We start from the raw sequence: 15126 nt of genomic DNA on the forward strand, positions 1-15126 counted from the left end.
TAACCTCCTTACTTCCTATAAGTACCTGGCCAATTGCTTTCGCATAGTCTGAGCGGCCGTTTTTCGTTCCAACTCGGGTTACGTAGTTAAGGCTACGTGCCCGACGTCGCACTCGAGGGCATAAACGCCTTGAAGGCTGAAAAAATCCGCTCGTCAAAATATTGCAAAGCAACTGCCCGGGTGCTGATCAAATCCAAGTCAATCAGTGCAAAGGCTGGATAGATCTGGAGGTTTTGATCTCTGGAAAAGCCCTGTCATTATTTTCCAGGCACTGATTCATGATTTTGTCGTTTATGGCTGGCATGATTCTGGCACTTCCCTTGCATAGGGAATAAAGAGATAAAAATCTAATAATTTCTTACAAACATACAGGAATGTATGTAAAATCTGGCGCCATAAGAATCAAGAATTAGCCTTCTGGAATCAAGCAAGTCATGAACAAGAAATATCTGCTGACAGGGATAGGCGCACTGGTGGTTGCTTTCGGTGTTTACCGTTTTGCTCAACTCACCACGCCAGATGTTGGGGTAATAGACCCACTACCCACCCGGGTCGAAGTTCAGGTGATGAAACCTGCCTCAGTATCCAGCTGGGCTTTTGCAGAAGGCACTGCTGAAGCACTTCGCAAATCATTCCTCAATTTTGAGCAGTCAGGCAAGGTTGTCTATATCGGCGAGATGGCAGATGACAGCCAGCTCCGTGAAGGTGTGCGGGTGTTTGGCCCCTCTGAAGATGTACGCAAAGGACAATTGCTGGCACAGATCGACAACCGTGAAAGCGTAGCGGATGTTCGATCTCTGGAAGCTCGTTTGCAGTCTGCCAGAGAGCGGAAAAAAGAAGCCGAAGCGGGCAAGGCGAGAGCAGAAAACGATCTGTCTCAGGCTCGTTCAGACTACGACAGAACTTCAAAGATTTATCAGAAAGGGGTGGTTTCCAGAGAGGAGTTTGAACGAGCCAATACTGACCTGAAGAATGCCGAAGCGGGTCTGGCTTCAGCAGAAAGCTCTCTGCAGGCTGCCATTGCCGAGAGTAAGAGTATTGCTGCCGACTTGAATCGTGCCACCGTCAGCCTGGAAAAAACCAGCCTTTTTGCCCCGTTTGACGGGATCATTACTTCCATGAATATTCTTGAGGATAACTATTACTATCCTCCGGCTGGGGCAACCTCCAGCAAAGAAAGAGAAGTTTCCAGTGCCATTGTTGTTGTAGACGACAGCTTTTATGAAGTTCGACTGGAAGTCCCCGAACTTTCTTTCAAAGGCATTGAAGAAGGTCAAACCGTTTATCTCGCCCATGATGACCAGGCTCTGTACCAGGCCGAAAAAAATGGTTTTACCCGGGGAGAGTTCGTGAAGGGCAAGGTCTGGTCGGTCAGTCCTTCTATCAGTCTTCAGAGCCGTTCTCTGCAGGTCAAAGTCAGAACTGAAGGTGATGCCAGTGCCATTCGTGATGGTATGTTTGTTCAGGCCTGGATCGCTACTCAAGAAAAGCAGAATGTCCTGACGTTACCCTGGCAGACCCTTTCTTTCCGTAACGGTGTGCCTTTTGTGTATGTCGTCACACCAGAAAATACCGTGGAAATGCGCTGGGTAGACCTTGGGCTTCAGGGGCTGGACCGTGCTGAAGTACTGGAAGGCGTCTACGAAGGGGAAAAAGTCGTTATTCGTGGCCAGCACCTGCTCACTTCAGGGAGTAAAGTAGAAGTGCTGGGAGCCAAGCAATGAACTGGTTGAAGAATAAGCTGTTTCTGGAAACCTTGCTTGGCCGACTGTTACTCGGGCTGTTTCTGCTGGTCGGAGTGATGTCCTATAACACCATGGTGAGGGAGAACTATCCCGATCTGGAAATTCCCCAGGCTCTGGTGACCACTTCCTGGCCTGGTGCTTCACCCGAACAGGTGGAGAAAGAAGTCACCAAACCTCTCGAGGATGAGATACGAAACCTCAAGGGGTTGAAAAGCTACAGCAGTGGTTCCTACAACTCTTACTCAGTCGTTGCCGTAGAGTTTGAGGCGGACATGCCCATGTCGGACGCCATGCAACGACTGAGAGCCAAGATTGATACCGCCGAAAGTCAGTTTCCGAGCACCGATATTGAAAAGCCGGAAATAGAGGAAATGAGTGTTTCTGAATCTCCAGTCATCAGCTGGGTGCTGCATGGGGATGTGGATGATCTGATTCTGACCGATATGGCCAAGCAGGTAGAGGCCAAGCTTGAGTCCATTCCTTCCGTCAAGAAAGTGAACCTGGGTGGTCTTCGGGAAAAAAGTCTTCATATTCGTTTGAAGCCAAACAAGCTTAGAGCGCTTGGAGTCTCTCCATTGACGGTCCGTGACCGTCTGCAGGCCGCTAACCAGGATATGGCCTGGGGACAGTTTGAAGGTGAAGAGAGTACTTTTAACCTTTATCTGGAAGGCCGTTTCGACAGTCCTGAAAAAGTACGACAGCTGCCTATTGTTCGACTGGATGATAACCGTCCGGTAAGGCTGGGAGAGATTGCCGAAGTCAGCCTGCGTCTGGACAAGGAAAAAAGCCGTACCTACTTCAGCCTTAAAGGCAGCGAATACACCCGGGGTGTCACACTGGATGTAGTGAAGCGTCCGGGTGCGGATACTATTGCCGTTATCGCAGAAACCGAAAGACAGGTAGCGGAAATGGTTGGCTCCAATACCTGGCCCCGTGCACTGGAATTGATCAGTGTGACCGATGATCGTGAGCTGATAGAGCAGTCGTTTGACGACATCTATAGTTCAATGTTGCAAGCCACGCTGCTGGTATTCATTATTCTGATGGTGCTGCTGTCCTGGCGTGAAGCACTGATTGCCGGTCTTGCTTTACCTGTGACTATGCTGGCAACGCTGGCCATCATGGCGGGTATGGGTTACAGCTTTAATTCCATGATCATGATCGGCATGGTGCTGGCACTGGGTATGCTGGTAGATGTCTTCATTCTGGTCATGGAAGGTATGCATGAAGGGTTATTTGTCAGAAAAGAGTCGTTTAATAAGGCGGCTATCAATACCGTAAAAACCTTTGCCCTGCCTGCTTTTGCCGGACAGCTGACCACTATTCTGGCCATGGTGCCCATGATGATGGTGGGCGGAATCGACGGTAAGTTTATTCGTATCCTGCCTATTACTATTACCGTAGCACTGCTGGTTAGTCTGCTGATTGCCTTCGTGATCTGTATCCCACTGTCTCGCTATATGCTGGAAAAAGCAGCCGATGGCGGCAAGGAACTGATGATGGATAAAATCAGTCATCGATACCGGGGTCAGCTTACTGACTGGTTGCTGCGTTCACCCCTGAAAAGCAAGAAACACGCGACTGCTTATATCCTGGGTGCATTGGGTATGTTCATGTTGAGTATGGTCATTGCAGGTAAACTGCCAGTGATGATGTACCAGGAAACCGATGACCGGAAGATTGGTGTCTCCATTGAACTGCCTCCACAGGCCACGCTGGATCAGGCTCAGGCGGTAGCGAAGAAGGTAGGCTCATACCTTCGTGAGCAAACCTGGATTGAGAAAAACATTGCTTACATTGGTGCCAGAACACCTGTGGCCACCGGTACCTTAAAAGAAGCCCTGCTACCTAATGAGGCTTGGAACCAGGTTGGCTTTACGGTCATTCTTGTGCCAAAAAGTGAGCGGGATCAACTTTCTTTTGAATATCTGGACGAAATGCGTTCCGGTATTAATAAGGTGATTGCTGATGAAGCAGGCCTTAGCGTTCACCTCACTCACGTGGGAGGAACCCCCAGTGGTGAAGATCCTATCCAGATTGAACTGACAGGGCCTGATTACGATGAGTTGATGGCGATTTCTGCCGAGGTGCGTCAGGCGCTGAGTGAACAACCTGGCGCTGTGGGTGTCAGGGATAACCTGGGCGCTTCCCTGAGGGAAATTCGATTCCATTTGAAAGCCGAAAAACTGAACTTCTATGGCATCAGTGAATCAACCGTGGCTCAGCAGATCCGTATTGCTATGGAAGAAGATGAGTTCGGTAGCTTCAAGATGGAAGGTATTCAGGACGATCCGGATATCCGTATCAGCATGCAATGGCCAAGCCGTGGCAATGAAATGGGTGGGCCTCAGCATATCTCTGAAATTCGCCTGTTGAGGGTTATAGCAGACGATGGACGTTCCATTGCGCTGTCGGATCTAGCGGACTTTGAGATTATCGAGACACCCAGAGTGTTTGTTCATAGTGTCAGCCTGAGGGCAGTGACGGTTCAGTCCCGGGCAGAAGGTCGAACCGCTGCAGATATCGTAGCCGGTATTTTACCTGAACTGGAGAAAATGCAGTCTGGCTGGGCTGAAGGTTACAGTTTCTCCATAGGTGGGGAGAATGCCCAGTCTGCAGAGAGTTTTGGCAGCATGGGAGCCGCATTTATTATTGCTGTTGTGATGATTTTCATCCTGTTGACACTGATGTTTAACTCTATGTTGCAGCCTGTAATCATCCTGTTTATTGTGCCTCTGGCGATCATGGGAACCTTTATTGGCTATCTGTACTTTGATGTGCCGATTACTTTCTCGGCTCTGGTGGGGTGTATCTCCCTGGCAGGTATTGCGGTCAATAACGGTATTGTTCTGGTAGAAACCATGAATAATCATCTTGCCAGCGGTATGAGTGTCAGGGAGTCGGCGGCCAGAGGGGCAGCAGATCGATTGAGGCCTGTCATCAGTACCAGTTTGACGACTATTCTGGGACTGATTCCATTGGCACTCAGTGATCCTCAATGGTACTCGCTCTGTCTTGCGATTATCTTTGGTCTGATGACATCTACCGTTGTAGCGATGTTCATAGTGCCTGCACTCTACCTGCTGTTGACCAAGCCTGTGGATTCAGTAGCGGATGGAAACCATGCACTATCGCCCCAGTCGTGAATGGCTGTGTTGAATGAAATAATGTTTCGTCCCACTGGGGGATGAAACATTATTAACAGCAACGAGTGACTCAGAAAATGTTTTTAATGGTCAATGAAGGTGTGAGCTGAGTATGGCTCGAAGAACCAAAGAAGAAGCTGAAGGGACTCGCCAGCTTCTGATGAAAACAGCATTAAGACTGTTCAGTGATCAGGGCATCCAGACGACGACGCTTGCTGCCGTGGCGAAAGAGGCCGGTGTCACCCGGGGAGCTATCTACTGGCACTTCAAAGATAAGTCCGAGATGCTCGAAGCGCTTTGGGATAAAATCATGCAGCCTATGGAGTTGGTGTATGAAAAGCTGCGCGGTGATGTCAGCGGTGACCCTCTTCTGGTTCTGGAGCAGATCGCTGAGAGTTTTTTTCTCCTGGCTGCTTCCAATGAGGACTTTCAGCAAGTACTCAAGATCACTATGCAGTCCCAGAGTGATCCCCTGCTGGCAGAGCGTTGCCAGCAACTCTGCAGAGAAGAAATGGACTCGCTCAGTAGTTTGATGACTCAGGCCCGGGACAAGGGTTTTTTGAGAACAGATCTTTCAGTGAAAGCGGCTTCATTAACCTATTATGGCTTTATTGAAGGGGTCGCGGGGAACTGGCTGAACAGTGGCTGCGACCCATTATTGATAGAAGAAGCGAGGCCTATAGCCAGAGTATTGATTCAGGGGCTGCGCAAGGCGGTTAATTAACAGGAATCTGGATGGGTAGTCTTATCCAGACCTATGTCCATATGGCTAATGACTCCAGACACACTCAATCATGTGCAGCTGCCTGCAATATGTGAGGTAGCTCAGAAGCTTGTTTTGACAAAGTGAGCAAGAGTTCTATTTTTAAAGCACCAGTTAAGATGCAAACTTTCGAATAATAAGTGAATTGCAGGGTGCTGAGCTGTTGAATAGATTCATTAAAGTAAATCTACTTTTATTTTTTGGTTTTTTTGCCCTCGGAGCTTTCTCTGCTGAAGTTCGAGTGGTGGATCAACTTGTTTTTAAAGTGGTGAATGGTCAATTGGTCGTTTCAAGGGCGGCCTCAAGTGCCAGTGCGTCAGCGATCGCTGATATTCCTCAATCTCTGGTTCAGTTTACCAGCCTGCTTGCAGATCATGAGATTCCTGTTCATGAAACAGAGAATGATTCTGAAATGATCTGGGAGTTTCCAGAATCTATGAGTGATTCTGTAGCGGGTATTTCCTTTAGTCTGGAAGACGCAGAGGATAGTCCTCTGAGCTTTCAGCAATCAGAATTCACCTCCTGGCTTCAGAATGAATCAGAGCAATCTTTTCCTTCCTTCAGTCCTTCAATAGTCTCAGTGCCTGCTGTTTTTAATGCGCTAAACCTGATGCTGGCAGGCTCAGAGCAGACCTTTACACAGTTGATGACTCCGCTTTCATTGGGTATGAATCCCGAACTGGTAGAATATGGCTATCGGGTCAGTGTGCAGGACACACTGGAAGGTATGGTCGTTTTATATTCATTGGGTGCAGGTCTGACAAGAAACCTGTATCGGGTTACTCTCAGACCTTTAACCTATTTACAGTTAAGAGAGAAGACTCGATCAAGGACTGCACAAGTTGATTTAAGGGAAGATGAGTCTGAAGACAGAGAAAAGAAACTGGATCCATCTGATGCTGGATCCTACAGTATATGGCCTAAAAGCTTTTCCGGATTTATAACCAGCAGAGGGGATAAGTGGTTCGGAGAAGGAAAGGTTAAAGAGGAATCTGCGGGTGATGAATCCTGGCTTGTTTTAATGATTATCACGTGGCTTTCATCAAAGGCAGTTTCTCTATGAGTTTTCCGGGCTAGGAGTCGACCTGTCTATTCTCGGGCAGGCTCCTAGGTAGATGGAGGGATTTTCCTTTCCGCTCAAAGGCTCTGGGAGTATAGTGTCGCTCTTATATGTGAGGCTTGGTTATCACCTTGAGTGAAAACAGTTTCACCTTTCATGTCTTCTGATTTCGGTTGTATGCGACATATCACTTCTCCGTTAGCCGGTTGTTTGCTGGCGGCTTCTGTTCTGGCAGGGCGTCATTATTTTCCAGACTATTTTCAGGTTATTGGTCCATTTGAATCGGCACTGCTTTTTCTGGGTGGATTGATTGCTGGGATTCGATTGCCGGATATCGACCTGGCCATTCCAGGGTTGAGTCATCGTTCAGGCATTACTCATTCATGTTTTTTCGCTGTATTGCCCTTAATGTACGACTTACCTTTTGTCGCAGGGGGGCTGGCACTGGGAATTGCTCTTCACTTGTCGTCTGATATTCAACCCAAGTCATGGACAGGTGGAGCATTAATCAAATTTCCCATACTGGGCAGTATCGGGATGTTTTCTCCACTCTGGATTTTGTTGAATATTGTGGGCTGTTTTGTAGTGCTGTTTCATACACTGCCACAGGAGCCTGACATAGGCAGATGGGCTATTCTGAGCGTCATGATAGCAGGGGGGGGCTGGTATTTTCTCAGTGAGGAAAAAAAGAGGCTCTTTCCTTTATTGACTCTGGCGTTCAGCCTGTTGCTGGTGCATCAATATCGAAAGGGTCAACTCAGTGTTGAGATTGTGATTCAATATTTTGCCTGAGCAATGACGCACTCCTTCATCCGAAGGAGTGCGCTGAAACTTACTGTGTTCCTACTGACAGAACGCGTTGTTGTTCACGAACGTTCTGCTTGGCTTTTCTGCGATTCAGAACAGTATTACCCACTTCACCACCCAGGTGTGCTTCACCACGTTGATTAGCCAGTTGAATCTGGTTTTCACGTTCACGGAAACGCTGTTTCTGGTCAGGAGTGTGCTTGTCAAAACAGTGAGGGCAGCTGACTCCCTGCTCAAAGTGTTCGCTGAGTTGATCCTGTTCAGTGATAGGAAGACGGCAGGCATTGCACTGATCGTACTGGCCTTTCTCGAGCTGATGGTTAACGGTTACCCGATCATCGAAGACAAAGCATTCGCCTTCCCAGGTGGATTCATCCTGAGGCACTTCTTCAAGGTATTTCAGAATCCCACCCTTCAGGTGAAAGACTTCTTCAAACCCCTGTTCTTTCAGGTAAGCCGTAGACTTTTCACAACGGATACCACCGGTGCAGAACATGGCAACTTTCTTATGCTGTTCCGGGTTCAGATGGTCTTTAACGTATTGAGGAAACTCTCTGAAGGTCTCGGTGTTGGGGTTGATGGCATTTTGAAAGGTGCCCACCTGAACTTCATAATCGTTACGGGTATCGACAACCAGAACCTCTGGATCGTTGATCAGGTCGTTCCAGGATTTGGGCTCAACATAGGTGCCGACCACATGGTTGGGGTCAATGTTCTCCACGCCCATGGTGACAATTTCTTTCTTCAGTTTTACTTTTGTGCGCTTGAAAGGCATGGACCCTGTGTAGGATTCCTTATATTCAAGCTCTGTGAGACGTGGATCGCTCTTCAGCCAGGCCAGAAGCTGGTCAATAGCTTCACGGGTTCCTGCAACGGTACCATTAATACCTTCCCGGGCGAGGAGCAGGGTTCCATTAACCCTGTTGTTTTCCATCACTTTCAGAAGACTGGGTTTAATGGCTTCAAAGTTATCCAGAGTGACAAATTTATAGAGCGCACAGACGACGATTGACATAGAGGGTCCTGTTGCTGGCCGGAGCGTAAATCCGGTGCAGTTTTTTTAAAAGCCTACCTTATAAGAAAACTATCTTTCGGGCCTGGAATCAGGCCAGCCGGTAAGCATAGCAAAGAGATTGTTCCAGTGGCTAGCAAATAGGCTTTTAAAGTCAGGAAATCCTGGCAGAGAACAGGCACCGTTGAGCAATTATCTGAAGTGTTTACATGGTGGCGTAGTCTCTCAATTTAATGCCTACTTTTTCGTCTACCCAGAGCTTATTACCCGTAACGCCACGAAAATTAGGTACCAGCTTGTTAATGTATTCGTAGGAAGCAGCAGGTTTGCTCGCAGATTGTTTTTGGTCAGAGTCCAGTTTGAAGAAGTACCGGCCCGCTTCTGTTTGCTCAATCAATACCTTGTAAATGGCTTTCGTTGTATTGGCGACCAGGAGATAGTATTGATTGTCAGCAAGACTTTTATAGACTAAATGGGTACCACGTGTTCTGCCCCCTCCCAGGACGGATTCCAGACGACGGCGAGCTTCACTGTCTGAAATGGCACCATGATACCAATCCTTCATTCTGTCATAGGCTTTTGACTTTCCTTTGGGTGGACCCACAATGGCTAGATATTCCTCGTCATGAAACTTTTTTCGGTCTTTTGCAGGGCGAAGATCGCGTTGGGTAATCGTCTTTGCTCCATCTCTTGAAACCTGAATTTCCCTTTGCGTCCTCATTCGTACAGCGACATTACTGCTGGCCTGGTAGAGGCTGACACCGGCTGATATTACTTCCTCAAGGCCTGTAACAGGCTGTGGCCGCACAACGGGCTTATTCTCGACGACTGCTACAAGAGCCGTTTCTCTGACATTTGTGGGATCTTTGTGGACCCGATGTTGTACATCAGGTTTTTTGACAACCACCGCTACAGATCCGCTCTCTCCGAAATCTGTTTGCTTTTTATGGCTCCGATATTGAGTGAATAACTTCTCGACGCCTTTCCCGGTGATATGAACTGCAGAACTTATAAGCACGTTCAATACCTGCAGTTTTGCAATACTGATAGCTCTTTCCTGAAGCAAGAGCTTATGACTCTCAAACCAGTTGTGGGCTTCCAGGTGCAATGCAGAAGAGCTATTACTAGAACCAGAATCAACAAGTCCCATACAGATTGAGTTGTTGAGAAGTTGGGTCTGGGGAAGTACGAGCTTCTTACTCCCCTGGGAGAGTTCACGGCATCCGTTTTGCTTCATAGTCAACTGGCCAAAACCTTTGCTATTGGGAGTCATAGCCCCTTTTGCCTGCAAGACCTCGCTGGAAGGTACCATATCCTCCTTGATGTTATTTTTTAGCCATTCGTTTATATGATTGATCCAGAATGGAGCCAGCGGTGTTTCATATCGGGTAGAAGGGGTGACTGTATTACTCGTTAGAAGAAATTCGCCCCATTCATGAGCTGATTGAGACTGAAAAACAACGGTTTTCAGCAGAACATTTTCTTCGGTATAAACATCCATCTGCAGTTGTTTTCTAGTAGCTCTGTTTTGTCCCCTTGCAGCACTCTGATGAGAGGTTTCAGGCAGGCCCAGAAGGATGTATATCTTTTTCTTCAACATCTGGTCGCGTAAGGCAGAATACTCATCAACGGTTTCTGACCAGATTTCATTCTCCTCCTCGTCGGATGACTGAGCAGGAAGAGGGAATATTTTGTAGTGGAGTCGATCCTCTCCTTTAGAGAGTATGATGAGCACGCTGCTCTCATGTTGATCCGGGAAAGGAATTTGCCACAGGGAATCATGGTGCTCTTTAGCTTCTCGGTAAAGTTCCCAGGTTTCATTGCCTAACGATACAAAGTCCAGGACGAACATGAGGGGAGTGGCCACCTTAAAGACGTTCTTTGCTGTGGGTGGAGTATGGCTGCTAGTTGCCCCAATGAGGGTAAGAAAGGGGACAGAAAAGGTGAAAGAAGAAAAGTACTTCCTGAATATTGTTTGGTTGTAACTTTGCAGCTCTGCTGTTGATGCCCCTTCTCAATAGGTTGAAACACCGGATTTTTTTTCCAGTACTCCCAGTGGCAACTGGATCAGACCGGCGGCAAAAGTGTTAGAAACAAAAACGACAGTTACTACAAGATAGACTGTTTTCAGAAGAAATATTTTCAACGACTACTCCACCTGCCAAAAATGTAACGGAACTAACAGCAGATAATTCAGCACAAATTAGAGTAGTCGATATTGTGAATATAATCTCTTATTCTGATTTATTGATCAGCTTTGCAGCCAGACATCCTTGGCCCAGTGCCAGACTGATGGCCAGGTGGCCTCAGAGATATCGCCTTCAGTCCAGAGGCCTACTTCTCCTTCTGCAGAAACACAGTAGAAGTCGCCATTATGTTCACATAATGGCAGCAGATCTCTTGGCACCCCCTGATCCCAAGCGATAGCAGCTACTTCGGGCAGATAGGTGTGGGAATAGGCATCTTTGATGGTGACGGGCTCCATGGAGCCGTAGACAATATCGCTGACTTGCAGTAGAAACTCCCTGAAATCGGAAGGGATAGGAATCAGGAGCTGTTCTTCAGCCTCGATAATCTCATCTTCGTCAGGAAGCTCCAGTGGCGTGGGTACTTCGACAGCACATTCCCGGAGTTCTTCAATGACATCTTCCATAGCGGCAAACCTGTAATGGAGAAAAGCCTCTGTAGAGTGCAGAGGCTATTTTGGAGGCTCAATCGAACCCGACTTACTGATTATCTGCGACCTTTGCTCGATCTGCCAGATTGAACGGGCTTTTTCTTTGTATTCCCCGAGCGAGTATTAGACGTCGGCTTTCTTTTGTTGCCTGCGGGTTTATTACCCGGCTGCCCTGAAGATGAGCGAGGTTTACGAGGCTTTTTGGTTGGAGCCTGTTCGGTCAGTGTGACCTTAACACCGTCTTCAAAGTAAGGAACTGGCTCAACGTCCAAAGGTTTTTTAATGAGCTTTCGAATGGCTTCCAGCAGTTTTTTCTCTTCCGGGTTCATCAGGGAAATAGCACGACCCGGGCTGCCTGCTCGTCCGGTACGTCCAATACGGTGGACATAATCCTGAGGAACTTTTGGTAGATCATAATTGATCACCAGGGGCAGCTGCTCCATATCCAGTCCTCTGGAAGCTAAGTCTGTGGCTACCAGAACCCGATAAGCACCAGCTTGGAATTCAACCAGAGTTCTGCTGCGCAGGTACTGGCTTTTATCACTGTGCAGTGCGGTTGCGGTGATGCCCTCATCGGATAACAGATCGGCTATTTTGTCTGCTGCTTTTTTAGTGCGGACGAAAACCAGAACCTGCTGCCATTTACCGCCCTCAATGATGTAACTGAGAATTTCGGGTTTGTCTTGCTGGTCGACAGGGTAGATCGACTGTTTGACCGTGTTGGCCGCTGAATTGGGGTTCTCTATTTCAATCTTGACTGGATGGCGCAGGAATTCATGGGCCAACGCTTTGATGTCTTTGGAGAAGGTGGCAGAGAAAAGCAGGTTCTGCCGCTTGGCAGGCAGTGCTTCAAGAATCTGATCCAGTTCGGCTTTAAAGCCAAGATCCAGCATTCTGTCGGCTTCATCCAGAACCAGGACCTTCAGGTGATCCAGTGTTAAATGTTCTTTTCGAATCAGGTCCAGCAGTCGACCCGGAGTCGCTGTCAGAACATCCACACCGGCTTTCAGTGCGGCAATTTGGGGGTCGATATCAACACCGCCGTAAGCGACTGCTGAACGAAGGGAAAGATTCTGGCCATAACGAACCACACTCTCGCCTACCTGGACAGCCAGCTCTCGGGTGGGTACCAGAATCAGGGCTCGCACCGGATGGTTTTTCAGTGTGCGCATTTCTGACAGACGGTGCAGGAGCGGCAGGGTGAAGCCGGCCGTTTTACCGGTTCCTGTCTGGGCCGAAGCCATGACATCACGACCTGTCAGCACCATAGGAATGGCTTTGGCCTGAATCGGGGAGGCTTTTTTATAACCTTGTTCAGTGACTGCCTGGAGTAGAGGTTCACACAAACCAAGGGATGAGAAATCAGTCATTTTGATCTGTAGACCTCTAAGACATGAAATGGGCTGGCGATTGTACAGCAGTCCGTCAAGTTCTGCATTGGGGTTTACCCGCTCTCAGAAGAGCAGGGAAGTCATTTAGAATTGTTTGCGCAGTCGTATAGGCAGTTTACGGAACTCCATCTCGTAATAACCTTCTGACCCGACCATCCACCAGGCGGTGTCATAGAGCCATTGAGCCATGCCATAAACGCCTTCTTCATAAGTATTGATGGCTCCAGTCATGGTGATCTCGCCCAGGCTTTGATTAACATTCATGACCCTGACAACACCGTCGAGCTCAGGGCCTTTCAGTTTAAATGTGGAGTCAGAGCTGCAACCACTGAGCGTGAAGTACTCATTCTTGATCAGGTTGTGGTGGAGGGCCCCGGATTTGTCCATATCCAGCTCAAACAGCTTGATAACGCCAAAGGTGTTGTTGTCCGGACCCACCTTCAGTTCCATATGAAACTGTTCAACCTTGCCACTGGAGCGGTCAAAAGTGACTTTAGACATGCCCGAGTAGTTGCCCTTGGGCAGATTGCAGAAGTTTTCGGCACTGGCAAAGCTCGTCAGGCCAATTAGAGCGACAAGTAAAGCGCTGTTTAGTCGATTTTTCATTTCCTTATCCCAATTGTTTTAGTGACTTACGGGCTTAGTAGACAAGGAATAATCGGGCGAGTTTCGAGGGGAACGTAGCTTGTTCAGGTCTTGTTCAGGTTGGAGCGGTTTTCTTACACCAAGGTCTAAGAAAACTCGCTTTCATAGGTCTCTGGGTTGTTTAGCTCTTCTTGCGCTTCAATGGCTCAAAGCCAGCATCAACCGATTCTGTAGCCTTCTGGCTCTCAGGCTTACGACGCTTGCCAACGCTCTTTTTATCGCGCAGGCGGGTTTTTCCTGCCGCAGCCTTGTCTTTTGCAGCCACTTTCTTTTTCTTGCTGCCAGCCGCTTTTCCGGAAGCTTTCAGCTTTTTAGGGCCTTTCCAGCTACCTCTTAACTCCTTGATTGAACGCTTTTCAAATCGTGTTTTCAGATAGCGCTCAATCCCTGACATCAGATTCCATTCGTTGGGACCTATCAGGGAGATAGCCAGGCCTTGCTCGCCCGCTCGTCCGGTGCGACCAATACGATGAACATAGTCATCGCCATTGCGAGCCATATCGAAGTTGATCACCAGGTCTATGCCTTTGATATCGAGACCTCTGGCCGCAACATCGGTAGCCACCAGGATATTGATCTGCCCTGACGCCAGCATGGCCATCATTTTCTTCCGTCCCTGATGGTCCATTTCACCGTGCAGGACTCCGACTTTTAGATCGCAATAACGAAGAAATCCACACAGTTGATCAGCAAAGTTTCGGGTATTGCTGAAAACAATGGCTTTGTCGAAGGTTTCATTTTCCAGCAACCAGCGTGTCAGCTTTTCTTTATGCTTCTGGTCATCAGAAAGCATGATTTGCTGGTGGATATTTTCATGCTTGTCTCTGGCTGTTTTCAGTGTCACAGATTCAGGCTGGTTCAGAACCAGATTAATCAGATCACGCATTCCTTTCTGCTCCAGAGTGGCAGAAAACAGCATGGTCTGCCGTTCCTGGCGACATTCAGAAGCAATTTTCAGCATGTCAGGACTGAATCCAAAGTCCAGCATGCGATCGGCCTCATCCAGAATCAGGTATTCCAGATCACTGAAGTCAGTGTTGCTGTTCTCCATGTGCTCAAGCAAGCGTCCCGGTGTGGCGATCAAGATTTCAGGGTTTTTTCTCAGCGTATTAACCTGGTGTCGGAACTGATCACCACCGGTAATCAGGCCTGCTTTAATTTGGGTGAATCGAGCCAGAGTTTCCGCTTCTTCCAGGACTTGTCGAGCCAGTTCACGAGTAGGTACCAGAATCAGCATTCGAGTACTGGAGCGGGGGGCTGAATGATCCTGGAAATGACTCATGGCGGGCAGCAGGAAAGCAGCCGTTTTGCCGCTGCCGGTTTCGGAACTCACCAACAGATCTTTTCCATCCAGTGCTTTTGGGATCACTGCTGCCTGGACAGGGGTGGCCTCGCTGAAATCTTTTTCAGTCAGGGCTTTTTGCAGTCGTTCATGCAGTGCCAGGTCAGAAAAAAGCAAGTGATACTCCTTGATAATGATGTCTTAATGAGGGGGCTGGCATTCTATGCCTCTGCAGAAGAAAAGGCTATAGAGTCAGTCCGTATCCGTACTTTGTACGGGCGACTGATAGCCAAGCGCTTTTCTGGCCTCATCACCAATGAGGTCTGCCCAGTCATTGATCCAGGTATAACTGGAATGTATAGGAATTTCAAAGCACAGGTAGAACACCTTTCGTCGTATAGTTTTGCCGGATTTTCCTGAGAAGCAGTCAGGCTGTTTTCCCTGATTCTAAAAAACATCAGTTTTACAGGTAATACACCTAAATAATTACATAAGACAGAGTAATAAACTGTCTCTGTTTGCATCAGACAGACCAATCCTGCTATACCAGAGCAACAGGTCTCCCGAGGGCAAGCCTTTCATGACACAGGTGCAGTTC

Annotated in this window: 12 protein-coding genes; 5 read left to right on the forward strand and 7 right to left on the reverse strand. The window is 48.1% G+C overall.

From position 1 onward, the window contains the following. Window positions 1-434: 434 nt before the first annotated feature. The 5 genes from ACR2PX_RS06380 (at window position 435) to ACR2PX_RS06400 (ending at window position 7506) form a co-directional block, all read left to right on the forward strand. The gene (locus ACR2PX_RS06380; RefSeq protein WP_433998528.1) at window positions 435-1724 is read left to right on the forward strand and encodes an efflux RND transporter periplasmic adaptor subunit; all 1290 of its coding nucleotides are present in this window, start codon (window positions 435-437) and stop codon (window positions 1722-1724) included. Next, window positions 1721-4891, forward strand: coding sequence for an efflux RND transporter permease subunit (locus tag ACR2PX_RS06385; protein WP_433998529.1), 3171 nt, complete (start codon window positions 1721-1723; stop codon window positions 4889-4891). Before ACR2PX_RS06380 ends, ACR2PX_RS06385 begins: the two co-directional genes overlap by 4 nt. Before the next feature lie 112 nt (window positions 4892-5003). Beyond that, a complete protein-coding gene (locus ACR2PX_RS06390; protein ID WP_433998530.1) occupies window positions 5004-5615 on the forward strand; it encodes a TetR family transcriptional regulator in 612 nt (203 codons plus the stop codon). Window positions 5616-5898: 283 nt separating this feature from the next. Further along, entirely contained in the window at window positions 5899-6717 is an 819-nt protein-coding gene (locus tag ACR2PX_RS06395) for a hypothetical protein (protein ID WP_433998531.1), read from the forward strand. A 153-nt stretch (window positions 6718-6870) separates the two neighbouring features. After that, window positions 6871-7506, forward strand: coding sequence for a hypothetical protein (locus ACR2PX_RS06400; protein ID WP_433998532.1), 636 nt, complete (start codon window positions 6871-6873; stop codon window positions 7504-7506). A 40-nt stretch (window positions 7507-7546) separates the two neighbouring features. On the opposite strand, the gene ACR2PX_RS06405 is transcribed toward ACR2PX_RS06400, so the two are convergent. The 7 genes from ACR2PX_RS06405 to ACR2PX_RS06435 form a co-directional block, all read right to left on the reverse strand. After that, window positions 7547-8536, reverse strand: a complete 990-nt coding sequence (locus tag ACR2PX_RS06405; RefSeq protein WP_433998533.1) for a rhodanese-related sulfurtransferase — start codon at window positions 8534-8536, stop codon at window positions 7547-7549. Between the two features lie 202 nt (window positions 8537-8738). Then, the gene (locus ACR2PX_RS06410) at window positions 8739-10385 is read right to left on the reverse strand and encodes a hypothetical protein (RefSeq protein WP_433998534.1); all 1647 of its coding nucleotides are present in this window, start codon (window positions 10383-10385) and stop codon (window positions 8739-8741) included. 162 nt (window positions 10386-10547) lie between these two features. After that, entirely contained in the window at window positions 10548-10679 is a 132-nt protein-coding gene (locus ACR2PX_RS06415; protein ID WP_433998535.1) for a hypothetical protein, read from the reverse strand. Window positions 10680-10784: 105 nt separating this feature from the next. Then, on the reverse strand, window positions 10785-11186 hold the full coding sequence (locus tag ACR2PX_RS06420; protein WP_433998536.1) for an SMI1/KNR4 family protein: 402 nt from the start codon (window positions 11184-11186) through the stop codon (window positions 10785-10787). Window positions 11187-11266: 80 nt separating this feature from the next. Continuing rightward, entirely contained in the window at window positions 11267-12580 is a 1314-nt protein-coding gene (locus ACR2PX_RS06425) for a DEAD/DEAH box helicase (RefSeq protein ID WP_433998537.1), read from the reverse strand. 105 nt (window positions 12581-12685) lie between these two features. Then, window positions 12686-13207, reverse strand: coding sequence for a hypothetical protein (locus tag ACR2PX_RS06430; protein ID WP_433998538.1), 522 nt, complete (start codon window positions 13205-13207; stop codon window positions 12686-12688). Between the two features lie 160 nt (window positions 13208-13367). Further along, window positions 13368-14705: a DEAD/DEAH box helicase gene (locus tag ACR2PX_RS06435; protein ID WP_433998539.1), complete on the reverse strand. Its 1338-nt coding sequence runs from the start codon at window positions 14703-14705 to the stop codon at window positions 13368-13370. Between the last annotated feature and the right edge of the window lie 421 nt (window positions 14706-15126).

It is taken from the genome of Endozoicomonas sp. (assembly GCF_051008435.1).
GTDB lineage: Bacteria > Pseudomonadota > Gammaproteobacteria > Pseudomonadales > Endozoicomonadaceae > Endozoicomonas_A.